The sequence below is a fragment of the Paenibacillus borealis genome, from assembly GCF_000758665.1.
GTDB classification, from domain to species: Bacteria; Bacillota; Bacilli; order Paenibacillales; family Paenibacillaceae; genus Paenibacillus_AQ; species Paenibacillus_AQ borealis.
In genome coordinates this window covers 8,052,561-8,076,287 of the sequence record NZ_CP009285.1, presented here as the reverse complement: position 1 = coordinate 8,076,287, position 23,727 = coordinate 8,052,561, and the positions used below count along the sequence as shown (strand labels likewise).

General features: G+C 49.1%; 22 protein-coding genes. 14 read left to right on the top strand and 8 right to left on the bottom strand.

The genetic code is table 11. The annotated features are described in order from the left end of the window. Positions 1-160: 160 nt before the first annotated feature. Positions 161-1,591 carry a pyruvate kinase gene (gene pyk, locus PBOR_RS34420; RefSeq protein WP_042218617.1) on the bottom strand — a complete coding sequence of 477 codons (1,431 nt, stop codon included), beginning with the start codon at positions 1,589-1,591 and terminating at the stop codon, positions 161-163. A 138-nt stretch (positions 1,592-1,729) separates the two neighbouring features. Here pyk and PBOR_RS34415 point away from each other — a divergent pair, with 138 nt between their 5' ends. After that, a complete protein-coding gene (locus PBOR_RS34415; RefSeq protein ID WP_042218616.1) occupies positions 1,730-2,626 on the top strand; it encodes a LysR family transcriptional regulator in 897 nt (298 codons plus the stop codon). Positions 2,627-2,830: 204 nt separating this feature from the next. Here PBOR_RS34415 and PBOR_RS34410 read toward each other — a convergent pair whose 3' ends face one another. Continuing rightward, positions 2,831-3,262, bottom strand: coding sequence for a MarR family winged helix-turn-helix transcriptional regulator (locus tag PBOR_RS34410; protein WP_042218614.1), 432 nt, complete (start codon positions 3,260-3,262; stop codon positions 2,831-2,833). Positions 3,263-3,444: 182 nt separating this feature from the next. On the opposite strand from PBOR_RS34410, the gene PBOR_RS34405 reads away from it, so the two are divergent. Next, positions 3,445-4,725, top strand: coding sequence for an amidohydrolase family protein (locus tag PBOR_RS34405; protein WP_042218613.1), 1,281 nt, complete (start codon positions 3,445-3,447; stop codon positions 4,723-4,725). Between the two features lie 191 nt (positions 4,726-4,916). Here the strand turns inward: PBOR_RS34405 and PBOR_RS34400 are convergent, their stop codons facing one another. Together PBOR_RS34400 and PBOR_RS34395 are read right to left on the bottom strand one after the other, a co-directional pair. Continuing rightward, positions 4,917-5,654: an SDR family oxidoreductase gene (locus PBOR_RS34400; protein WP_042218612.1), complete on the bottom strand. Its 738-nt coding sequence runs from the start codon at positions 5,652-5,654 to the stop codon at positions 4,917-4,919. A 56-nt stretch (positions 5,655-5,710) separates the two neighbouring features. Then, positions 5,711-5,965 (bottom strand): Atu4866 domain-containing protein, encoded by a 255-nt coding sequence (locus tag PBOR_RS34395; protein ID WP_042218610.1) that lies wholly within the window; start codon positions 5,963-5,965, stop codon positions 5,711-5,713. A 219-nt stretch (positions 5,966-6,184) separates the two neighbouring features. Here PBOR_RS34395 and PBOR_RS34390 point away from each other — a divergent pair, with 219 nt between their 5' ends. Beyond that, on the top strand, positions 6,185-7,087 hold the full coding sequence (locus tag PBOR_RS34390; RefSeq protein WP_081972307.1) for an AraC family transcriptional regulator: 903 nt from the start codon (positions 6,185-6,187) through the stop codon (positions 7,085-7,087). Between the two features lie 89 nt (positions 7,088-7,176). Here PBOR_RS34390 and PBOR_RS38675 read toward each other — a convergent pair whose 3' ends face one another. The 3 genes from PBOR_RS38675 to PBOR_RS34380 are packed head-to-tail and all read right to left on the bottom strand — an operon-like array spanning position 7,177 to position 9,321. Next, positions 7,177-7,305, bottom strand: coding sequence for a helix-turn-helix transcriptional regulator (locus tag PBOR_RS38675; protein ID WP_081972306.1), 129 nt, complete (start codon positions 7,303-7,305; stop codon positions 7,177-7,179). Beyond that, positions 7,250-8,974: an ABC1 kinase family protein gene (locus PBOR_RS34385; RefSeq protein ID WP_042218607.1), complete on the bottom strand. Its 1,725-nt coding sequence runs from the start codon at positions 8,972-8,974 to the stop codon at positions 7,250-7,252. Before PBOR_RS34385 ends, PBOR_RS38675 begins: the two co-directional genes overlap by 56 nt. Further along, positions 8,971-9,321: an AbrB/MazE/SpoVT family DNA-binding domain-containing protein gene (locus tag PBOR_RS34380; protein WP_042218605.1), complete on the bottom strand. Its 351-nt coding sequence runs from the start codon at positions 9,319-9,321 to the stop codon at positions 8,971-8,973. The genes PBOR_RS34385 and PBOR_RS34380 overlap by 4 nt, the downstream gene beginning before the upstream one ends. 292 nt (positions 9,322-9,613) lie before the next feature. On the opposite strand from PBOR_RS34380, the gene PBOR_RS35940 reads away from it, so the two are divergent. The 9 genes from PBOR_RS35940 (at position 9,614) to PBOR_RS34335 (ending at position 21,222) form a co-directional block, all read left to right on the top strand. Next, complete coding sequence (locus PBOR_RS35940; RefSeq protein ID WP_167549591.1) at positions 9,614-10,609, top strand: discoidin domain-containing protein; 996 nt, start codon at positions 9,614-9,616, stop codon at positions 10,607-10,609. Between the two features lie 282 nt (positions 10,610-10,891). Continuing rightward, entirely contained in the window at positions 10,892-13,792 is a 2,901-nt protein-coding gene (locus PBOR_RS34370; RefSeq protein WP_042218603.1) for an S-layer homology domain-containing protein, read from the top strand. Positions 13,793-13,955: 163 nt separating this feature from the next. Next, positions 13,956-15,164, top strand: coding sequence for a TerD family protein (locus PBOR_RS34365; RefSeq protein ID WP_042218602.1), 1,209 nt, complete (start codon positions 13,956-13,958; stop codon positions 15,162-15,164). A 181-nt stretch (positions 15,165-15,345) separates the two neighbouring features. Continuing rightward, positions 15,346-16,866 carry a malate:quinone oxidoreductase gene (locus PBOR_RS34360; protein WP_042218600.1) on the top strand — a complete coding sequence of 507 codons (1,521 nt, stop codon included), beginning with the start codon at positions 15,346-15,348 and terminating at the stop codon, positions 16,864-16,866. A 149-nt stretch (positions 16,867-17,015) separates the two neighbouring features. Then, positions 17,016-18,272 (top strand): acyltransferase family protein, encoded by a 1,257-nt coding sequence (locus tag PBOR_RS34355; RefSeq protein WP_042218598.1) that lies wholly within the window; start codon positions 17,016-17,018, stop codon positions 18,270-18,272. Between the two features lie 104 nt (positions 18,273-18,376). Beyond that, the gene (locus tag PBOR_RS34350; RefSeq protein ID WP_042218597.1) at positions 18,377-19,231 is read left to right on the top strand and encodes an ABC transporter ATP-binding protein; all 855 of its coding nucleotides are present in this window, start codon (positions 18,377-18,379) and stop codon (positions 19,229-19,231) included. After that, positions 19,224-19,880, top strand: coding sequence for an ABC-2 transporter permease (locus PBOR_RS34345; protein ID WP_042218594.1), 657 nt, complete (start codon positions 19,224-19,226; stop codon positions 19,878-19,880). Before PBOR_RS34350 ends, PBOR_RS34345 begins: the two co-directional genes overlap by 8 nt. Continuing rightward, positions 19,877-20,242, top strand: a complete 366-nt coding sequence (locus tag PBOR_RS34340; RefSeq protein ID WP_042218593.1) for a GntR family transcriptional regulator — start codon at positions 19,877-19,879, stop codon at positions 20,240-20,242. Before PBOR_RS34345 ends, PBOR_RS34340 begins: the two co-directional genes overlap by 4 nt. A gap of 32 nt (positions 20,243-20,274) precedes the next feature. Beyond that, positions 20,275-21,222 (top strand): helix-turn-helix transcriptional regulator, encoded by a 948-nt coding sequence (locus tag PBOR_RS34335; protein ID WP_042218590.1) that lies wholly within the window; start codon positions 20,275-20,277, stop codon positions 21,220-21,222. 68 nt (positions 21,223-21,290) lie between these two features. On the opposite strand, the gene PBOR_RS34330 is transcribed toward PBOR_RS34335, so the two are convergent. Beyond that, the gene (locus PBOR_RS34330; protein ID WP_245647988.1) at positions 21,291-21,920 is read right to left on the bottom strand and encodes a pentapeptide repeat-containing protein; all 630 of its coding nucleotides are present in this window, start codon (positions 21,918-21,920) and stop codon (positions 21,291-21,293) included. Between the two features lie 152 nt (positions 21,921-22,072). Here PBOR_RS34330 and PBOR_RS34325 point away from each other — a divergent pair, with 152 nt between their 5' ends. Both PBOR_RS34325 and PBOR_RS34320 read left to right on the top strand, forming a co-directional pair. Further along, positions 22,073-22,516 (top strand): SMI1/KNR4 family protein, encoded by a 444-nt coding sequence (locus tag PBOR_RS34325; RefSeq protein WP_042218588.1) that lies wholly within the window; start codon positions 22,073-22,075, stop codon positions 22,514-22,516. After that, positions 22,506-23,714, top strand: a complete 1,209-nt coding sequence (locus tag PBOR_RS34320; RefSeq protein WP_042218587.1) for a hypothetical protein — start codon at positions 22,506-22,508, stop codon at positions 23,712-23,714. Before PBOR_RS34325 ends, PBOR_RS34320 begins: the two co-directional genes overlap by 11 nt. The last annotated feature ends 13 nt before the right edge of the window (positions 23,715-23,727 follow it).

Genomic DNA, 23,727 nt, shown 5'->3' with positions numbered 1-23,727 from the left:
GGTAAGTGGCTGTGACCTAACAGAACGAATTCCTTTTGATGTATTCAATGACAATTCAAACAACGGTAGAGGATCACCGACAAGCCCGCATAGGGACGCAGGGTAAACCAAAAACATCCGTAGCAGGTGCGATAGGCTCCTGCCACGGATGTTTTACTTTTTAGAGCGCTTCGCCTACTTGGTGAACCCGCAGCAGATTGGTGGTTCCGGTGCAGCCTGCAGGGACACCGGCGGTGATGACCACCAGGTCGCCATCTTGTACGTAACCGGCCGACTTGGCCAGTTCAACGGCGGCTGCTACGGCTGCATCAGTGCTGGAAGCGGACTCGCTGCGGAGCAGCGGGGTTACCCCCCAGGTCAAGGACAAGGCGTACAGCACACTCTCCTTGGTGGATATGGCGATGACCGGTGCAGCCGGCTTGTGCTTGGCGATCATCCGGGCGGTAAAGCCGCTCTCGGTCAGGGCGAGAATGGCCTTGGCAGAGAGCATGAGAGCGGTGCGGGCAACGGCTTCGCCGATGGATCCGGTTACGTCACTGGAAGCCTCTTCACCCTCAAAGCTGTAGCGGCCGTAGCGCCCCAGGACAGACTCGGCGCGGGCGGCGATGCGGGCCATGGTCTCGACGGACTCCAGCGGGTACTTGCCTGCGGCCGATTCACCGGACAGCATGACGGAATCGGTGCCGTCGAAGATGGCGTTGGCGACATCGCCTGCTTCTGCACGGGTCGGACGCGGGTTGATCTGCATGGACTCCAGCATGTGGGTGGCGGTGATGACTGGTTTACCGGCCAGGTTGCACTTCCTGATCATGTCTTTCTGAACCAGCGGCACGTCCTCCACCGGCAGGTCTACGCCCAGATCGCCACGGGCAACCATCAGGCCGTCGGCTACGCTCAGAATGGCGTCCAGGTTCTCCACGCCCTCGTCATTTTCGATCTTGGCGATGACTTGGATATGGCCGGCCTTGTGCTCGTTGAGAATACGTTTGATTTCGAGAATGTCTTCGGCTTTGCGGACGAAGGATTGGGCGATGATATCGATGCTCTGCTCAATGCCGAACTTAATATGCCGGATGTCCTTCTCTGTTACACCGGGAAGGCTGGTTTTGACGCCGGGAACGTTGACGCCCTTGCGCTGCTTCAGCTTGCCGCCGTTCTTGATGAGGCAGGTGATCTCGGTGCCTTCGGTCTTTACGACCTCCAATCGGACCAGACCGTCATCGATCAGGATGATGCTGCCGGGCTTCACATCTTGGGGCAGCTGCTTGTAGGTGACTTGAATGCGGTCCTTGGTGCCGAGCACTTCCTCGGTGGTCAGAACCACGGCTTCACCCGGTACCAGCTCCGCATAGTCCGAGGCCATTTTGCCGATGCGGATTTCCGGACCTTTGATGTCGAGCAGGACGGCAACGTATTGGTTCAGCTCCTTGGCTGCTTCCCGGATGCGGCGGATGCGCTCCGCATGCTCATCCAGCTCTCCGTGGGCGAAGTTCAGGCGGGCGACGTTCATACCGGCTTGGATCATCTTCCGGAGCATTTCGGGGCTGTCGCTGGAGGGACCGATGGTGCAGACGATTTTAGTTTTGCACATGACTTTTCTCTCCTTATATTTAACATTGACCTCTTGTGAAAACTTTCTCTAACCCATACAATAAAGCATAACGATTCATCAGAAAAATATATATATTTTCGCTATTCATCAATTTTGATGTAGAAGGCAGGTCCTCTTATGAATCTTCATGCTCTTAAAATATTCCACACCATCGCCGAAAAAGGCGGAGTCACCCGCGCCGCGGAGGAGCTGCGGATCAGCCAGCCTGCGGTTACTGCCCAAATACGAAACCTGGAGAAGGAGCTGGGTATCCAGCTGTTGGTCTCCAAGGGGCGTGGCATTTTATTGACCGATGCGGGCCTAATGCTGGCCAGCCACGCCAAACGGCTGTTTGCGCTCGAGCGGGAGCTGGATGAAGTGGTCCGGGAATACAAGGCCGGGTTCAGCGGTATCCTGCGGATCGTCGCCACCTATCTGCCAGCCAATCTGCTGCTGCCGGAATGGCTTGCTCTCTTCAAGCAGGAGCATCCTTCTGTGGAGGTGGTCTTGACCACGGCCAACTCCAAGGAAGCGGTGGAGGGGCTACTGCAGTATGATGCGGAGGTAGCCGTCTACGGAGGCGGCTGGGAGGAGCAACCGGGCATCGAATGGGAGGAGCTTCTGGAGGACGAGCTCTGGTTTATTGTACCCAAAAACCATCCTTATGCCGGGAAGGAAATTACATTATCGGAAATGATGAGGGTTCCCTTCATTCTGCGTGAAGAGGGAAGCTCTACCCGGGAGCGTCTTTTCTCCTTGTGCCGGGCCTTGAACGTGAATCCTCCCAAGGTCGGTCTGCAATTTAACGGGGTGAACGAGATGGTTCGGGCCGTCATAGCGGGCTACGGAGCCATCTTTATCTCCTCCCTGGCTGTAAGGGACAATGTGGAACGCGGAGAAGTGGGCCGTGTGATGGTCAAAGGCGCTTCGCTGCTGAATCCAATTGCCGTCTGTATCCGGCAGCAGGAGACGTTGTCGCCGGCAGCGGAAGCATTCCTCTCCCTGGTCCGAGAGCAGTCGAAAGGACGGGTTTAGGAAGTTAACTGTTCCGATGGGTTTCGGGCTATGGTAACACTGGAAAGGCTCAAGGGTTAACTTAGTTGAACTGGAGCATTGCTTCTTTCAGCAATTCAAGGAGGAAAGTGGTAAGCTGGCCAGCATCAACTGCACGAAGTTAGAGGAAATATTCCACCGCATCTTTGTGCTGGCTCAACTTGACCTTAGCATCCATGACCGCTACTACATGGTGACCTTTACTTTAATTAGTAATTTCTTGAGGGACTCACTTTCTGCTTCGGTAAGGCCTTGGGTAATGCTCTTTTCGACTTCCATGAATATGGTGTTGAATTCTTCAACGAGGTCGCTCCCTTTTTTCAATAAATATATTTTTTTCTGGCGCTCATTATCTTCCGGAATCACCCGCTTGATGTATCCCTTTTTCTCCAGCCCTTGAAGCATACTGGTGATGGTGGCACCCTTCCGGTTGAAATGTTCAGCCAGATCCTTCTGGATCACCCCTTTGTCTTGATGTTCAAAAATATAGCCCATCATTTGCCCCTGCTGAGCGTTCAGGCCCAGCTCCGACAATCGGGCGTTCGCCATGCTTCTAATCTTCATTCCAATGGATCGGATTAAATCCGAATAGGGGGTAAGCGAAACATGTTCTGTCATAATGCACACAGTTCCCTTTCTATACTTAGAATTCTAACTTTAAGAAAATCATAATGTCCTTTCATCTAACTGTCAATTACACAATAATACATTCTAACAGATTACATATTGACAGTTAGATTTCTAACTATTATAGTTCTATCTATAAAGATTACATTCATATCATACTGGAGGGAAACGCAATGATTACTGCAATTACCAATGCAAGAATTTTTGACGGCGAGAAAGTGATTGGAGCCGAAACGGTCCTGATCGAAGGCGAGAAGATTATATCGGTGGGCGGTGAGATTCCCGAAGATGCGATCATTATCGATGCTGAAGGAGGGACTTTGCTTCCCGGTCTGATCGATGCGCATGTTCACACTTCCGTGGAAGGCCTGCGGGACGCTCTGCAATTCGGAGTTACGACAGAACTAGAAATGATGGGCGGATTCACGAAAAATGGCCGCGAGACACAATTGAAAGGGATCGAGGATATTGCCGATGTACGATCTGCAGGGATGGGGGTCACACCTCCCGGTGGTCATCCGGATGAACTCATGCCTGGAGACGGAGAAATTCCTGATTTTGTACTGAAGGAATTGGAGAAGATGAGTGAAGAAGATCGGAATGCCCTGTTGGCCGCTCATGCACATGATCATGGAGAGGCTCCTTCGTTATCAACCCCGGACGAAGCTATAACATTCGTGGGTGATCAAGTTAGAGATGGAGCTGACTATATCAAGATTATGATCGAAGAAGGAACCGTATTAGCAGCGCCTGGACTGCCGGTCTTAAGCCAGGACATTCTGAGAGCGGCTGTAGAGGAAGCGCATCGGCATCACAAGATTGCGATTGCCCATGTATTGACTGCGGAATCCTCCCGGCAAGCGATAGAGGTTGGAGTCGAGGGACTCGCTCACTTATTCATCGACCGACCTGAAACGACTCCGGAACTGGTGAGAATGATTGCGGAGGCGGGTGCTTTTGTTACGCCATGTCTCGTCTTGAACTCCTCAATTATCGGTAAACCCGCTTCGGAAATAGCGGAAGATCCGCGTGTGAGTTCCAAGCTTAGTCCGGAATGGATTGATACTCTGAATGCCAGCTTCAATACCTACCCGCAAGGCAGTATGGAGGACAACTATCGGAACGTAATGGACCTTCACCACGCAGGTGTAGACATTCTGGTAGGTACGGATGTCTCTGTACCGGTACCAACGCTTGGCGGACTTGCCCATGGAGTAAGTGTACACCATGAAATGCAGCTATTGGTGGAAGCGGGATTCACACCTGTAGAAGCCCTTCAGTCAGCAACTTCGAAGACGGCTCGCCGCTTCGGCTTGGATGACCGCGGTCGTATTGTGGAAGGGGCAAGAGCTGACTTGGTGTGGGTTGACGGCGATCCGACGACCCATATTTCAGATACGTTATCGGTCCGCGAAGTATGGCAGCGCGGTATTCAGAAATTGGCGAAGGCCTGAAATCATGATGGTGCAATCTCAGCCGTCATCCCGCTGATAGGCTGCGCTCTTAGTTTTATCCTTTGGATAAAGGAATCCATCCTATTTCTGAACAACGTTCCGATCATCTCCTGTAGGCGGCTTTCGAATGAATCGTCAATAGAAGAATCCCCCTCAACCGCTTTGGAGTGGTTGAGGGGGCAATGATAGCGTCAGGCAAGCTGGGCTGTAGGCCGGACAATCAGCTCGTTCACGTCAACGTCTGCCGGCTGCTCTATCGCATAAGCGATGGCACGGGCTATGGCGGTAGCCGGGAGGGCATCACGCCGGTACGTTTTCATCATTTCCTTGGCTTCGTCGTCTGAAATGCTCTCAGCGAGCTCGGATTCCGTCACACCGGGAGAAACGAGCGTTACCCGGATGCTATTACCAACCTCCTGTCGTAAACCTTCCGTGATGGCGCGAACGGCGTATTTGGTCGCACAATATACCGCTGCCGTCGGCGTGACCGCGTAGGCTCCGATGGAAGCCACATTAATTATGTGACCGGATTGTTGCTCTTTCATAACGGGGAGACCCGCAGCAATGCCGTGGAGAACCCCACGGATATTGACATCGATCATTCGGTTCCATTCCTCAACCTTCAAAGCTTCCAAAGGAGAGAGAGGCATCACACCGGCGTTGTTCACTACCACATCAACACGACCAAACCGGCTCTGTGCCAAGCGGATGATTGCCTGCATCTGACCGATATTTGTAACGTCCAACTGTTGATAAGCGACGGAGCCACCTTCGGCTTCAATGAGGGATGCCAGAGCTTCCAATCTGTCCACGCGTCTGGCCCCAATGACGACATGGGCTCCCCGGCTGGCGAGAAGCTTCGCCGTTGCTTCGCCAATCCCACTACTTGCTCCTGTAATCATAACTACTTTGCCATTGATTTCGGACATTGCACAATTCTCCTTTTGATTTAAATTAACGCCATAATGAAAATGACTACTTTCCGCTATTTTTCATAGTAGAGAACCATGCCTGCGTGGTAGAGCACCGAATCGCGGAAATCGCCGTCCGCTGTAAACCCTGTGTCATCCATATATTCGATATGGTCGCCTACGATGGTATATCTGCCTTGATAAGCGCTCTTCCGTTTTCCACGTGCTTCGTCATACCGCCCGTTCGGCAGCAACTCATGCCGGATATAACCGTCTTTTGTCACCCACATGCCGAGATAGGGATGGGATTGTTCGTTTTGAGTATTCATTGAATGTTCTCCTTCCATTTGTAAATGCTGGACTGTATTCTGCCCTGTCACTCGTTTCCTGCGGTCAGCACTTCCGTACCTTGTATCGCATTGCTGACATGATTCATTATCGTTCTTTCGGGAAGCAAGGCGGTAGCCGGATCATACATAATGATTGCCTAATTCTCCAGATGAGGATAAAGTTAAGTTTATCTTATGGATAAAAAGGGGGAGAAGAGGATGGATGAATGGTTCGAGAAACAAAGGAGAGAAATGCTGCAGATCATCGAGAAGTTCACACCGGGGGACGGGACATATAATACGGAAATTCACGGTTTGCGCTTGATTCGTTCTTCCCGGTTATCCGAGCCGGTATACTCTGTCTATGAGCCTTCCCTTTGCGTCGTGGCGCAGGGTTCCAAGTTGGTCATGCTGGGAAAAGAGGTGTATCAGTATGGCCCGAGCAGCTATTTAACCGCTTCGGTACATTTACCGATTACAGGACAAGTGGTGGAGGCCTCGAATGAAACACCGTATTTGAGCCTTCAGATCCTTTTTGATATGAACCAGATTCTTGGTGTCATTCAGGCTTCCGCCGATGCCATTCAAGCAGGAAATGAGACCAGCCGGGGGTTGAAGGTAAGCCGGGTGAACGATACGCTTCTGGATGCGGTGCTGCGGCTTCTGAAACTAGTCGAAACACCGCGGGATATCCCGGTGCTTGCGCCTTATGCCATGCAGGAGATCATTTACAGGGTGCTTCAGAATGACAACAGCGCATCTTTGAAACAATTTGCAGTTATCGGAAGCCATGCACAGCGAATTGCAGGGGTCGTTGAGAAGCTTAATCGCGAATTTGCCCAGCCCCTGCGCGTAGAGGAATTGGCGGCGGAGGCCCGTATGAGCACTTCGTCTTTGTACGATTATTTTAAGGAAGTCACAGGGATGAGTCCGATCCAGTTTCAAAAGCAAATCCGATTACAAGAGGCGCGCCGGCTACTCTTCTCTGGATCGATCGATGCGGCGGAGGCTGCGTTTCAGGTCGGGTACGAGAGCCCGTCCCATTTTAGCAGGGAATATGCACGGATGTTTGGGCTGCCGCCGGTCCGGGACATACGCCGATTGCGGAGCTCTATTGTTTGACGAAATAACGATAAGAGCGGAACATAAGCTAACAGCTTCATGCCCCGCTCTTATTTACGTTCACTCGTTTTCCTGCGCTTTCTCATACTCTATATTTTCGTGACGGAAGGCTCGTTTCTGCCAACCTCAATCATGGAAATGTAAGATCGGTCGACATTGCATTCATACGCCAGATTTTCTTGGCTTAGACTTCGGCGTTTCCAATCTGCTACGCTCACGCATGGCGTTCATTTGCCTTGCATGTCTTTCGGCACGGCGGCGTCCTCTCGTTTTGAGTTGGCTAAGCATAATGAGCAGCCCCAATGTGCCCAACCCATAAGAAACGATATGACTCACTTCATTCCACAGGTTTGCCGCAGTCAGAAGGGATACCGCCCCAATGATTGTTGCAATAATCCGCTGTGTATTCTTGTTCTGAGTCTCAATCAATTTTTGCTCGAAGGAGCTCGATAGCTTCACCCGCAGATTTCCGCTATCCATTTTATCGACTGCAGATATGAACTTCTTGGTCGTAGGAAGGATTCCTTTGAGAATGCTCTTGCCTTCATCTACAACGTTGGAAAAGACATTTCCCCGCAGATCCCTACGCACAACCTCTTCGACATAAGGCTTAACGGTCCCAATCAAATCAAGCTCGGGGTCCAGTCCGGTACAAAGCCCATACACCGTGCCTATGGCTTTTCCCAAAAATGTTGTATTTGCCGGTAACTGAAAAGGCTGAGAATAGAGGAAATCACGTAACTCTTCAACATTGTCACCTGATGTCACGAAGCTAAGGTCAAACGTATCCCCGTTGATTTGCTCAAACAATAACGTAAGATTCCTTGCGAATACCTCTAGATCTACATTCCGTCTTAAAAATCTCAAACGGGTAAGGGCATCGATGGCACCGTGAGCATCTTTTAGATACACCGCCATTAGCAGTGCTACCATTTGCGTCTTCATATCCCCGGCAATTCGTCCGACCATTCCAAAATCGATTAAGGCTATGGTGCCGTCAGGCTGGACGAGAACATTACCCGGGTGCGGGTCTGCGTGAAAGAAGCCTTCTAATAGAATCTGCTCTACGAAAATTTCGATCAGCGATGTCGCTAATTTGGTCCGGTCCACACCCCAGGCATCCAGCTGGGCAAAATCGTTGATTTTCACACCTTCCAGAAACTCCATGGTTAACACTTTCGAAGTGGTATAGGACCAATGAATGCCTGGAACAACGATATCATCCCGATGGATAAACTGCAGCTGGAATTCTTCTGCATTCCGCCCCTCTTGCTCATAATCGAGCTCGTCCATAACGGTATCGTGAAACTCATCATACACCGCATCAAGATCCATGAAGTCTGTAATCTTCGTCTGGCGTTTCAATAACGAAATAGCAACCTGAATGGATTTCCAATCAATGGCGATAATGTCCTCGACCCCGGGACGCATCACTTTCACTGCGACTGCTTCACCTGTTCGTAATGTCGCCCGGTGTACCTGCCCCAAGGAAGCCGCCGCGATGGGAGTCGTACTAAACTCAGCAAAAATCTCGCTAATGGATCTTCCGAGTTCACTCTCAACCTTGTGCTTAATCTCGGAAAAATCAACGAATTCTACCGAATCCTGCAGCTTTGACAGTTCATCAATAACTTCCTTCGGCAAAATATCCACCTGCGCACTCACATGCTGCCCAAGCTTGATAATTAACCCACCCATATCCATGGCGGTCTTCGTAAAATACGCTGCCTGTTTTCGATACAAGGCTTTTGTCTTCGCTTCTAAGCGCCGTCCCGGTATAAAATACTTTTGCTTGCTCAGCCACCAGAAATCCCAGGCGAACTTAAAAATCATCCGCATGGTTCTTCTGAACCGGACATCCTTCATTAATTTAAAGAATTCGCTCATTCTTTTTCATCTACCTCAGGTCTTTTTTCAGCTGCCACAGGTTCATGATCATCAACTTCATCTTCTGGAATAGTAGTGTTTTTATCAAAGATCGCCTGGGCCATGCTTTCAAACTTTCTCGAAGCGCTCATGAAGAAATCCGCAAATTTGTTGAACATTTCGGCTTTGACCAGAATGACAGCGCCCTTGCGCTTATTTCCGAAAACGATGAATTTCTCACCTGGCTTGATATCAAGCTCTTCCCTTGCTTCTCTAGGAATAACAACTTGTCCTCTCTCGCCCATTGAGGTTGTTCCCAGCACTTTGCCGTGCCCGAATCCATGACTATTTTCTTTTTTATGCTGCATCCTAATCTCTCCTTAGATGATGAATCTGCATCAGTATGATGTTTCATACTAATCATATCATCAATGAATGGTGTTTGCTAAAGTCTGAAATCCGTTATTTGTCTGAAATTTGTCTAAAAATACTGTTCTAGATCCGCGTTAAACATGCATTCTTCCGCGTTTGTGTGAATACCCTTATGAATGGTGTGAAAGCCCGTAATCATTAGGGTGGATGAAAGGGGAACGAATGATGGAAGGTTCAGGGCTTAGTCAGGGAAACAAAAGGATTGCGGCGAAGATAAGAGGTTACTTGATGGTGATAGTTATCATTGTTTCGTTAATGGCTATAGGAGCTCCTGCAATTGCCGGAGGCGATCAAGGGGGCAACCCCACCCAGCTGGTCGTGACTTATGACACGAACGGAGGCTCAGCGATTGCCCCACAGTTTGTGTCGGCGTCCGGAGGTAGAGTGATGTTTCAGTATACTCCGGTGAAGGAGTGCTACAGCTTCGAAGGCTGGTACTACGACATTGCGCTGACGCAAGCCTATACTGGGTCAGATCTAATCACTAGAGACCTAACGCTGTATGCAAAATGGGTGGCTACGGGAGCAAACATGCTGTGCAGCGCGGCTACATTGACCTCGGCGGTCGGCACAGTAAGTGCCGGCGGGACGGCGAATGAGACGATCACTGTCGGGAGTGGCATCAATCTAGCTGCGTTGAAGGCCGCGATTACACCGGCGGCGAATGCAACGTTCGAAATTTACAATGCAGACGGAATAACGAAGGCGACGACGCTAGAGACGGGCATGAAGATCATCGTAACCCCGAAATCTGGAACGAATAAGGTTACGTACACGATAATAGTGAGTCCTCCAAATTTAGCATTAAATAAACCCGCGACGGTTGACAGCACGTGCAACGCCTCGCAGACTGCAGCCCAAGCCGTGGAAGGCAGCGTCATCAATGATAGCAAATGGTGCTCCAAGTCCGGCAACCGCTGGCTGCAGATTGACCTCGGCTCCGTGAAGCAAGTAAACCAATTTGTCATCAAGCATGCAGCGGAAGGCGGTGAGACTCCCTCATATAACACGAAGGCTTATAATATCCAGGTCAGCACCGATGGTACGAACTGGAACAAGGTGGTTAACGTAACCAACAATACAATTGGTACTACGGTAGACAATATAACAGTAGTATCGGCTCGATATATTAAGCTGAACGTAACGGTGCCTACACAAACCACGAACTCTGCGGCAAGAATCTATGAGTTTGAGGTATACGGACCAAGTTTTATTTCACCGTAAGGAGAAATTTGTTCGAGAGGTCGCACGAAGCATAGCAATATCGCACACTGGTGCATCTGTAGAATACTTAGGCTATCAAGCTTATGCTTGATGGTCTATTTTTTACATTTCAATTTCTCTCTACAAATATATAAATTTTTTTATACCAATAAATATTGTAAATTGTCCTGGTCCTATTGTAGAATCAAGAAGTTGTCGAATTATGGTGTAATATACCATCCTTGGGACTCGGTAGGACGACAATGTTCATTGATATCTTAGAGAGAGAAGGGGGAAGAAACAATGTTATTCCAAGCAGCACGCCGTAAACTCAGTCTGATGATTGTGTTTGCCCTGTTATTAAGCACCCTTACGCCAAATATGGTGTTTGGTGCGGTTGTGCAGTTCAAGGACATCACAGGCTCTTATGCACAAAAGGAGATTCAATCATTATCGGAAGCGGGAATTATCTCAGGATATGAAGATAACTCTTTTAAACCGAACAAGGCTATGTCACGCGCCGAACTGGCAAAAATCATAGTCCTGTCGCTCGGGCTGGAAGTAAATGGTGATCAAGCTGCACCGTTTAAAGACATTGCTGCGAACAGCTGGTATCGCGGTTATGTAGGTGCATTGGTAAAGGCTGGCATCACGGAGGGTACATCGGCGACTACCTTCAGTCCGAATTCAAATGTCACCCGTGAGGAGCTGGTCGTATTTTTCATCCGGGCATTCGAATTGGATGAAACGGCGAAGAAGCTTCCGGTTGACAGCAAGCTGTCGGATATCTCAGAGGTGTCCGAATGGGCAAAAGCGCAAGTATCCCTTGCCTTCAAAAATGGTTTCATTAACGGAGTCCAAGGCAGTGACGGCACGCTGAAATTCAAACCGAAAGAACGTGCGGAGCGCCAGGCTCTGGCTCGTCTGGCTTATGAGTTCACAACCAATAAGTCAGTATATGTCGAGAAATCCAAACAGCTTCTTGCTGAAGAGACGAATAAGGGCAAGAATCCTGAGGTTACCCCTGCTGTCACCCCTGCTGTCACCCCGGTACCAACTGACCGTGGGACGTCTGTGACAGTACCGGCTCCGGGAACGCCGGCATCGGCAACCCCAGTGCCAGCGACGCCTGAACCAGTAACCCCGGCACCGGTGACACCAACTCCGACACCGACACCCACCCCGACGCCGACACCGGCTATTCCGGCACCGGCAAACACGCTCCAGGTTGTGGTGGAGGGGGAGAGTACAGATGCCATTTATGTGGAAGAGTCCACAGAAGTTATATTCCGCTCATCGATTAATGCGGCAGAAACGGTAATCGCTAGTGTCTACCAGGTAGATGACAGCGGCAAAGTGATTTCGCAGATTAGCCCGCTATACGATGATGGATTGGAAGTCCATGGAGACAGTCTTGCGGCAGACGGACTTTACAGTGGCAAAGCAGTATTGAACGAAAGTACGGAGGGCTACATAAATCTGCAGGCGTTTGCTGGAGATGTGCCAAGCAGTGCAGTCTTTAAATTATCTGTACTGAAGCATCTTACGGATGAACAGCTTGCACAAACGGTTGTCATTGAGAATAATACACAGAGTAAGCTGGATCAACTGGCTGCTTCATATGGTAATCTGCAACAAGCCAAGGAAGAAACGGTGGCTTGGCTTCAAACTCAAGACGAAGTAGAGCATGCCGGGGTTTCGGGTGAGGGAGGAAGTATCTGGTATCTGCTGGACAACGGAATTCTAGGGGGGATATCCGCTGCTCCTGAGAATACCAAAGGGTTAAGCAACACTGTAGAAGAGGCTGCGTCCAGTAATGCATTGACGGCTGAAGCGTTAACGCAAGACGTGGAACAAACCGTAGCCACTATAGGAAGCCAGCGGGTTGCTGTGATTTCTCCGTTTTCTGGCACACTTCCATCTTCGACCGTTTATGATGCTGTATATCATAGCTTCGACCAGTCGAGTTACCCTTTCCTTGTGGAAAGAGTAAAGGACACCGCAGCGGGCGTTAACTTCTTTAAAGGACTGAATCAGTATGGAGTTGTAGTCTTGGATAGCCACGGAGATACTTACTATGATGAAATAGTGCTCCAGAAACTCCATAATAAATACGGCATTGATTTCAAATATGCCGGACCGCAAGTGATGTTCCTGACAGGAGAAAAGGCAACAAACGAGAATAAAAAGGCATATGAGCTGGACTTGAAAAAGGGAAGACTGGCTATTATATCCGGTTATTATGCTATTACACCTTCTTTTATTACACGTTACAACGATATGCTTCCTGACACCATCGTATATAATGGCAGCTGCCGCAGCGCATACAACGATTCTATGGCAGATGCCTTCATCAACAATGGTGCCAGCACTTATTATGGATATACCGGTTATGTAAAGCTTGCTTATGATCAGGCAATTGCTACATCCGTATTCACCGCCTTAAACGATGATAACATGACAACCGAAGAAGCCTTCCAGGCAGCAGTGGCTGCCCATGGAGCAAACGACGGGCTGGCAGCATTCGTCATGAAAGGAAGCAGCATTGGCACTAAGACCGAAGGAATCATCAACGGAACCTTTGAAAACGGGAATTGGACCGGCTGGAATGGAAACGGCGATGTCCGGGTAATCTCCAAGCTGGGGCCGCTTAAGCCGACAGAGGGGAACTACATGGCTATTATAAGCACAGGTCTTGGGTTTGAAAACAATGATCAGGGAGGGTATGACTACAATTCGGATAGTTATATCGAGCAAAGCTTCATTGTTCCGGAGGGAGCAACAACCCTATCGTTTGATTACAATTTCATTTCTGAGGAGCCTAAGGAATACGTTGGAACCAAATACAATGATACGTTCAGAGCAACGGTAACTTCCAGTGTATACATCAACACGGCTTCCCTCATTACCTCTCACTTGAATGGCGGGAATACAGTAACCTCCAGTGTCTACGGCAGTGAGTCCGTTATTGTCGGCACTGAATCGATTAATGAATCCACGGCCTATTGGATTGATGAGAACAAGGTAGCGATTGATTTCTACGGCGGGGATGACACAGCCTACATGACGAATTGGAAGCATGTACAATTTGATGTAAGCCAATTTGCCGGCAAGGGCTCCATTGTCCTCCGGTTCCATGTTTGGGATCAAGGTGACAGTGTCTTCGATACGGCAGTACTGATCGATAATGTAATATTAAAATAATCGAAAAACGGCTGGATCAGGGGAACCTGGCCAGCCGTTTTTTTGGTAAATAAGCTAATGAGGCTTGCGCGGATAGTTATCAAGGAATTTTGATTTCCATCTTGTGGTAATATATTAGATAGTCAACTTGAATACAAACCATTAATAGAATGGAGTGACTGAAGTGAATCAATTTCTTCAGATGGGAGCCAATATAACCTTAAGTACCGCCAAAGGCAGTGTTACGATTAGCCATGAAATCTCTGCTTTAATCGATATATCTTTAACAGCATTCCTGTTAACGGATTCCGACAAGGTACAAGGGGATAGCGGAATCATCTTTTATAATCAACCCGCAAGTTCGTCAGGTGTAGCTACTCTTGTACCATCCGAGACAATAGGCAATACAAAAGTTCATAAAATGAATTTCGACATGGGTAAAGTCCCTGAAGGTATTACTAAGATAGCTATAACTCTGACAGAGGATAATAACACCGGATTTTCGAATGTAAAGAATCTAACAGCAGAGATAAGCACCGGCAATACGATGATTCAGTTATCACCATCCAGCTTCACCAACGAAAATGGAGTCGTAGTATTGGAATTATACCTAAGGAATGGGCAGACAAAAGCAAAATCAATCTGGCGCGGATTTGATTCCGGGCTTGAAGGGTTATGTAAAAATTATGGTGTTGAGGTTGAACCTGAATCTGCCCCTGAACCTGCTCCCGCGGCGATAGCAATTCCTGATAATAAAGATAATCAATACACGAAGTCATCCATAAACCTTGAAAAGGTAAAGGGTAAGATAAACCTCGATAAAGGGCAAAAGCCCGTTATTATTGATAAAACACCAGAAATTACGGCTACTGTCTCTTGGAAGACGGGGACGGATTATGATATCTATGCTTTAGTCTACACAAAGAATGGTAAGCAGATTGATGTAGCTATGTTTGGGGCGGAAGGAACACCTCCTCTCAAAAATTATGGTAACGGTACAGTGGAACATACGGGCGATGTCGGGAGAAGCAGCCAATCAACGAAGACAGAGGTTATCAAATTAAGATTAAAAGATGATATTCTTGCAGTTGTGCCTGTGGTTTATTCCGCTCAATCCAATGGAACCGGCTCATTCTACAGATATAAGGTGTCCATGAGTATTGATAATCATAATGGCACCTCCGTTACGATAACCGCCAAGAATGCAAATAATAATGATACGATTTACACCTGTGTGCCGGGAATACTTCATAATACGCCAGCTGGCGTTATTATAAGCCCGTTGGAGCTTTACAGCAGACCGAATTCAGAGTTTAGGCCTAGTCTCAGGATGGGACCTTCAAATATGGTAGAGGTTATAATGGATGAAGGACCCTTAAATGATTATAAGTAATTCATAGCTTTTCCATAAACATTGTTTTCATAAAATATTAGATAAATCTTAAAATTTATATTCAATAGTGATACACTAAGATCAGGATTGATCCCAAGCAGGTATGTGGCTAAGTCAAGCGTGCCAAAGCAGGAGTGCCTGCATCCTTCCTGCAAATCGTAGGGTAGAAGGACGGTAGAATATGAGCAACCAACAAACCAAAACAGACGTGATTTTAATTGGTGCCGGAATCATGAGTGCAACACTTGGTTCACTGCTTAAGGAACTAGTGCCTGATTGGAGAATCACTGTGTTTGAGCGGCGCGCTGGTGCCGGGGAGGAGAGCTCCAATGAATGGAACAATGCGGGAACGGGGCATTCTTCATTATGCGAGCTTAATTACACCACGGAGCAGCCGGATGGATCTATCGATATTAGCAAGGCTATTAAGGTGAATGAGGAGTTTCAGTTCTCGAAGCAATTCTGGTCTTATCTGGTGAACAGCAGACGAATACAAGATCCGCAGGAATTTATCGTACCCGTACCACATATGAGCTTTGTAGAAGGACAGACAGACGTAACCTTTTTACAAAAAAGATTTGAAGCGCTTTCAAGGCATCCGCTGTTTCAAGGCATGGAATTCTCCGCTGATCCGGCGCAGCTGATGAAATGGATGCCGCTTATGATGAAGAACCGGACACTCGGCCAGCCGGTGGCGGCCACCCGAATGGAATCGGGAACGGATGTTAACTTTGGCGCTTTGACACGCAGCCTGTTCGGCCACTTGCAGAGCAACAACGTCGATATCCGGTTCAACCATCAGGTTGAGGACCTTAAGCGCACTAAGGACGGGTCCTGGGAACTCAAGGTACGTAATGCTAACGGCGCTGCTGAGCGCCATACAGCGAAATTCGTCTTCATCGGGGGCGGAGGCGGGAGCCTGCATCTGCTGCAGAAATCCGGTATTCCGGAGGGCAGAGGGATTGGCGGATTCCCGGTAAGCGGACTATTTATGGTGTGCCGGAAGCCGGAGATTGTGGCGCAGCATCATGCCAAAGTATACGGTAAAGCAGCGGTGGGTGCGCCTCCCATGTCTGTTCCGCATCTGGATACAAGGGTGATCGACAAGCAGGAATCGCTTTTCTTCGGACCGTTTGCCGGCTTCTCGCCCAAATTCCTGAAGTTCGGTTCGATGTTTGATCTGATAACCTCCGTTAAGCCGGATAATCTCGTCACGATGCTGGCGGCAGGCGCAAAGAATATGCAATTGACCAAATATTTGATCGGGCAGGTCATGCTGTCCAAAGAGCAGCGGATGGAAGCTTTGCGGGAATTTGTTCCGGAAGCGAAAACCGAGGATTGGGAGCTGGTGGTGGCGGGCCAGCGGGTGCAGATTATTAAAGATACGGCTGCCGGCAAAGGTACGCTTCAATTTGGCACGGAGGTGATCAGCAGCGCCGATGGCTCCATAGCCGCACTGCTCGGCGCTTCTCCGGGGGCTTCTACCGCCGTTTCGGTCATGCTGGAGGTCCTCAGCAAATGCTTCCCGCAGCATATTGAGGCCTGGGAGCCGAAGATCAAACGAATGATTCCTTCCTACGGCATATCCCTATCGGCAAACACAGCGGTATTGAACGAAATTCATGCTTCGGCAGCAGCATCGCTCGGTCTGACTAATGGACCAGGGGAGCCTGTGCAGCAAATTAAGGTAAAGCATTCATAAGAACAGCCTGAGAACTTTCCCGGTGAGGAAGGTTCTTTTTTTGTGCGCTTAATTTTCTCTAGAACCGTTGAAGGATTTTTCTATAATTTATGGAAAGATATGAGTGCCTGGAATCCATGTTTATTTGAGGGAAAGAGGGAATGTAGCTGATGTCAAATATTCAGTTAGGCCGTACCCGCTTAGCAGGAGCGGATGGTATTCGTGCGATCGCTTGCCTGTCCGTCATCCTGCATCATCTGTCACAAAAGCTGGCGATGCCCGCACAAAAGTCTTGGGTTCAAGAAGTGCAGTCGGTTTTTTTGCTTGGAAACAGCGGGGTCAGCTTGTTTTTCCTGTTAAGCGGTTTTTTGCTGTCGTTCCCCTTCTGGAGCGCTTACTTAAATAAAGAGCCGTATCCATCTATCCGGACGTATGCAGTGCGCCGTGCTGCAAGAATTATGCCCGGCTTCTATGCTTCCTTCCTGGTCTGTCTGTTGCTCGTATGGAGGCTGGACATTCCTACGGAGTTCTTGTGGCGGCGAATCATTACAGGCTTCACGTTTACGTCAGGCTTCCACTACACAACGTTTTTTCCGTCCGATTTGAACGGGCCGTTCTGGTCGATCAGCTTCGAGGTGTTCAGCTACATGCTTATGCCTTTGTTTATGGCTGTATTGTTTGTGCTCAGCAAGCGGCGTTCGTTCGGCAAAGCGGTCTTGTTCTGGATTGTCACGTTTGGACTCTTGCTAGCCGCAAACGCTCTCATTCATCAGTGGTTTACGCCAAGCCAGCAGGGCCGGGGCTGGCAATATGGTCAGATTGGCGGTGCGAAATTCTGGATGCCGAATTACAATCCGGTCGGATTCTTCGGCCATTTCTCGATCGGCATCCTGGCCGCAGGCATAACGACTGCAATTATGCAGCTTGGTGCTAGGGTGGAGCGGCTGCGTAAGCTCGGGGTGTTCGATGTAGCCGGTGCTGCCGCTTTGGGTCTTGCCGGTTTGCTGATCTGGCGTATGCGCCACCAGGGCGAATTTGACTTCAGCCTCCAGCACCAGCCCTATTACTTCCCGGCTTATGCCATTTTGTTCGGAATCGTGCTGCTGTCGGCACCGTTCAGCGTGATCGTCGGGCGCTTACTGGATAACCGTTTTTTCCGGTTTACCGCGAAGATTTCGTTCGGCCTGTATATTTGGCACTATCTGTTCATTACGTTAATCGAGAAGTACGGAATAGAGGATTATCACCATTCCGGGGTTAGGGACGTATGGCGCTGGCTCGGCATCAGTGTAACCGTCATCGTAATCTCGTATGCGGCAGCGGTAATTTCTTATTATGCCATAGAGCGGCCGTTCATCCAGTGGTCGAAAGGTAAGCCGTTCTTTCGGCGCAAGCAGAAGGATACATCCCCGGTTCACGCCGCATAAGCCAGTCCTCAGGCAGTTCTGTGCTATGTACTGATTGACTTTTGTCAAAACCTCGTGATACATTGTGTATACACGGAATACACAATTTCCTGAGGAGGTATGGTATGCTGGCATTAGATATCCGGAATTTAAATAAAAGATATCCGCAATTTCAGATCAAGGATGTATCTTTTCAATTGGAGAAGGGCTACATTATGGGTTTCATCGGGGCCAATGGCGCCGGAAAAACGACCACAATCAAATCGATCTTGAACATGGTTCAAGCCGATAGCGGCGAGGTATACATTCTTGGCAAGAGCATCGCTGAACACGAAATTGAATTGAAGCAGGAAATTGGATGCGCATTCGGTGATATTGATTTCTATACACGCAGCAAGATCAAGACGCTGACCGATATCACCAAGAAGTTCTATAAGCATTGGAATGATGAAACTTACTACAATTATCTCAAGAGATTCAAGCTGGACGAGAATAAGAAAATAGCGGAGCTGTCAAGAGGGATGAAGGTAAAGTACAGCTTGGCCCTTGCTCTATCGCATGGCGCAAAGCTGCTCATCCTGGATGAACCGACCAGCGGACTCGATCCTGTATCAAGAGACGATCTGCTCGATATCTTTCAGGAGCTCATCATTGGCGGCGAGATCAGCATTCTTTTCTCTACGCATATTACCTCCGACTTAGAACGATGTGCGGATTATATAACCTTCATTGAACAAGGGCGAATTATTGCCAGCTCCGAGAAAAACGAATTAAAGGAATCCTACCGTTTGCTCAGCGGCAGCGAAGCCCAGTTGGGCGAAGTGAAGGAGCAGTTGATTTCCTACAAAATCAACTCGTTCGGCTTTACCGGACTGATTCATACCAAAGACATTGATCCATCCTCCAGCCTGAGGGCAACCACGCCGAGCCTAGATGAAATCATGATCTACTTTGCGAAAAAGGAGGCTGTATATGTATAATTTGGTGATGAAGGATTTGAAATTAGGCGTAAACCCCTGGTTCTTCGCATTACCCTTTATTTTAGGCGGCTTAATGCTTATCCCCGGCTGGGTCTATTTTCTCGTCCCGCTGTATTTCTGCTTCTTAACGGTACCGAACATGTTTGGCGGATTCAAGAGTCAGAATGATCTGATGTTTAGTACGATGATGCCCGTGACCAAAACAGACATCGTAAAGTCCCGGATAACCGTGGTGGTTATTCTTGAGCTTATGCATCTTGTCATCGCGATGATCTTCAGTATATTTACGTTTCGCCTGTACCCTCATCTGAATTACATCTTTTATCCGCCGCATATGGGGTTTTGGGGATTATGCTTCATCATGCTGGCGATCTTCAACATCCTATTTATATCTATGTACTACAAGACGTCGTATAAGTATGGCGCGGCAACGACCGCATCCACCACGGCTGCCATACTATTTGCCGGAGGGGCTCAATGGTTGGGAATCCAAAATTCTTGGGTAAATAATATTTTCTATGGCTCCGGGACGGATAATACGGCGCTGCAGCTATCCATTCTGATCGCGGGTATTATCATTTTCATTGCATGTACGCTAATTGCCTATAAGATTGCCGTAAAGAGATTCCTGAAAGTGGAGATATTATGAATGTAACGATCTCGAATACATCCGAGAAACCGATTTATCAGCAGCTGTACGAACAGATCAGCGCACAAATCCTGAAAGGCGAGCTGGAAAGCGGTTATTGTCTTCCGCCCATCCGGCAGGCAGCCCTGGAGCTGAATGTCAGTGTCATCACCGTGAAGAAAGCCTGGGAAGAGCTTGAGCGGAGCGGTCTGATCAATACGGTAACAGGTAAAGGCTGTTTTGTAGCCGAATTCTCGCAGGAGGAGATGCTGCGGATACGCAACGAAATGGTCCTGAAGCAAATGGAGAGCGACACCTCGTACTACAGATCCTTTGGCCTCACCCTGGATGAAGTAATTGGGCTGCTGAAGAAGATTTATTAACAACTTAGCCGTAATAAAAAAAGGGGGAGCCAATGAATAAAACCGACCGCTTATTAGCCATTGTGCTGGAGCTGCAAGGCAGGCGAGTTGTCCGGGCTGAAGATTTGGCGAGCCTGTTTGAAACGAGTGTGCGGACCATTTATCGGGACATTCAGGCGCTTAGCGAAGCCGGCGTGCCGATTATAGGCGCCCCTGGTATGGGGTACTCCTTAATGGAAGGCTATTTCCTGCCGCCGGTCAGCTTCACGGTAGAAGAAGCCGTGACTTTGCTTATAGGAACGGACTTTATCGAGCAGCGATTTGATGATGATTATTGTGCCAGAGCTAAGTCTGCCCGCAGGAAAATCGAGGCCATTCTATCGGAGAGCGTCCGCAATGAGACCTCCCGTATACGCCAGGCGCTGCGTCTGCTTGCTCCCGGCAAACCGGTTACACGGTCAAAAGAAAGGAAGTATTTCGAAAAGATCCGTCTGGCGATATTAGAGGAGCGAAAGATCAGATTTCATTATTCAAAAGGAATCACGGATTCTATGGGGGATCACCATAGTGAGCGTACCGTTGCGCCCTATGGTCTTGTACTGGTAGAAGGATCGTGGATGCTTGTGGCCTACTGCGATCTGCGGCAGGCCATTCGCCATTTCCATGTATCCCGGATGACTGGGCTTGCCGAATTGGAAGAGCGATTCGAACGGCCGGCCGATTTTAACTTAAGTGAATATCAGCCTTCAGATGACCGGCATCTGAGAGTTCACCTTCGATTCGATTATGACGTGGCGGATAAAGTGAAGAAATCAAACAATCATTTCATAGAGGATATGGAAGAGCATCAAGAAGGATTGGATGTGATCTTACGCGTTCGCCAGCCGGCCGATTTGGTACAATGGGTGCTGAGCTGGGGAGCGAATGTAAGCGTGGTGGAACCAGAGTCGTTGCGGAATAGGATTTACGAGGAAGCCGAAAAAATGCTGAAACGCTGCTGACATTTCGTTGTCAGTAGCGTTTTGCTTAATATTGAGGCCATTAGGATAGATAAGTGATCCAGCAGACATCATTCATAGATTGTGACATTGTCCAGTATCGTATTGCCCCAAACAGGGAGCAGGCCTGTCTCTCCCGTAAAGCGGCTTCCGGCTACCGAGCCGTCCTGAAAGAAAGCTCCATCAAAGCTGCATTCCTCGAACCGGCAATACAACAATAAGGCGCCGCGAAAGTTAGCGTTGGCAAAACGGCAGCGTGTGAACGATACATCGTTCGCTATCACTTTACTTAAGTTGCAGCCTGTAAAATCGCAATCATTAAACTCCTTGCTGATCCTGGCATTATTCAGCTTGGCTCCCCGGAAAGAACAGTGGCTGAAGGTGTGAGTCACATATCTGCTATCCAGTTTGACTCCATCAAAGCAACAATTTGTAAAGGTTGAGGTGTTCAAGCTTGCAGAGTCATCGAAACGTGCATAAGACAGATCGGCACCCTCTACTGTCAGGTATTGTATGGTCTCCGTCAGGGTAACTCCCCGGTAATCCTCAAGCCCAGCCTCATTTTGTCCATAGGGGGAGGATGGAAAAGAGCGGTCTTTTTGATGCAGATTAGGTTTGCCTGTAACAGCGGCGAGTAGCCGGTTCACTTCATTAAGCTGGTCATCGTTCCATCTTGCAATGAGTGACTTCTTGTTCAACATAGATCCTCCTCTGATGCATAGCTCTTATGGCGATTATACGTAATAATGCTGCCTTTGCCAAAAAAGGTGAAAAGAGCGCCATACAGTTTATATAATTAGTATGACTGTAGCCAGAGGCGCGAATCTTACCTGTGGCTGGAAGGAGATTATCTATGAAGGATGCGTTAATGAAGCGATTGGAAGTTTTTCTCCACCGGGAGGATAATAGAACACTACTAGGCATTCCGGCGAGCCCAGAGGAAATCGTTAAGGCACAGCAGCAGCTGAATGTAAGCTTTCATGAGGACTACATAGACTTTATCAAAATGTTTGGGGGAGCATATGCAGGTCTTGCAATACATGCATTTTCGAATGGCTCTAGCCTCGGGAACGAAACCGTTGTTGATTTGACGCTTGGGTTCCGGGAGCAATTTAAGAACCATCCTTTTGCAGAGCTTCTAGCAACCTGTTATGTTATTTCCATGGATGGCTCCGGCGATCCGATACTCATTGATCCGGCAGGGAAGGTTACCATCTGTTATCACGATAGCGGGGAGAGCAAGCTATTAGCAGACTCTTTCGAGGAATTGATCGAGGATAATTTCTATGAATGGTGATAACCAAGCACGTCCTCCTGCTGGGTCTGTTAGAGAAGTTGGCCGTTATCCCATCGATCTGTCAGGGCCCCGCAGTCATACTCTTGCCATTCAACCCGGCGTGGGCAGCCTTTCCATTGGACCTGCGTTATTGGGAAAGAAAGCAGATCTTCATGTTGAGCCTGATGCGCAGATCGATTGGACTGTGTTCGATCCTTTCGCCACGCCGGCCGGCTCGCCCTGGCCGCGATTTCTACACTATACAGGAGATAATACGGGCTTCTTTGACTGGGCGCGGAAACGTCCAATTGAAGAGCTGACGTGGGCGCCAATCCTGTCTGCAGACATGGCAGCAGATGCCAGCCAGTCTATTATTCATGGCTTGCATATCGAGCTGGACCCGTCCGGGGGTCACCTGAGCCTGCGGCTTCCGGAGCGGGATTTCCGCCTGAGTGTGTCCGGTAATCTATCACACTTGTCGGCCACGGGCGGTGTACCATCTTCTCTGACACTGGCGCCACATACCAGCCGGCGCAGGAATGATGCTCCGTTCCTGCTGCCTGGCCTGGGTGAATTGCACCAAGTGACAAGCCTGACGCTACAGAATGCGCCGCTGGGGCAGCCCATCTCGCTGGAGTGTCTGGACCGGTTCCCGAACCTTGCCTCACTGAGCTTGTGGGGGAACTTCTGCGGCCTGGACCTGTTGGCCCGTCATGTCCGGTTAAGAAATCTGGAGCTGCGTTTCATGCCTGATTTGGGAGATTTGCCGCCTCTGGATGCCTGGCCGCAGCTCGAAAGATTTATCGCCTACAATGTGGAAGAGATTGCGGGCAAGCGCCTCAGGCAGCAAATGAAAGCACGCGCTAACACCCGCCCGTGGACCGAGCATGCTTCGGTGAGCCAATTGCGAAAGCCGGAGTGGTGGACGGCCGAGTATGGCCGCCCGTTCTCGTCCTGGCCTAAACGTCTGGCTAAGCTGGCTAACGAAGCTTACAGCGCTGCCCAGGCAGCGTTAGCGAAGGCCCGCAACTTTGACGATGCAGAGGCTGCCATTACTGCTTTTACCGTACGCTTCAATACCCTCAAAGGCATCGAAACCACAGAACGGGAAGACCTTAGCGAAGCGGTATGGCAGCTCAGCCAGTCTGAACATCGAATTGGCCAGCCTATAACAGAGGAGATGGCCCAGCGTTGGTTCGATGCAGCGCGCGATTACTGAACAGCTGAGGAAA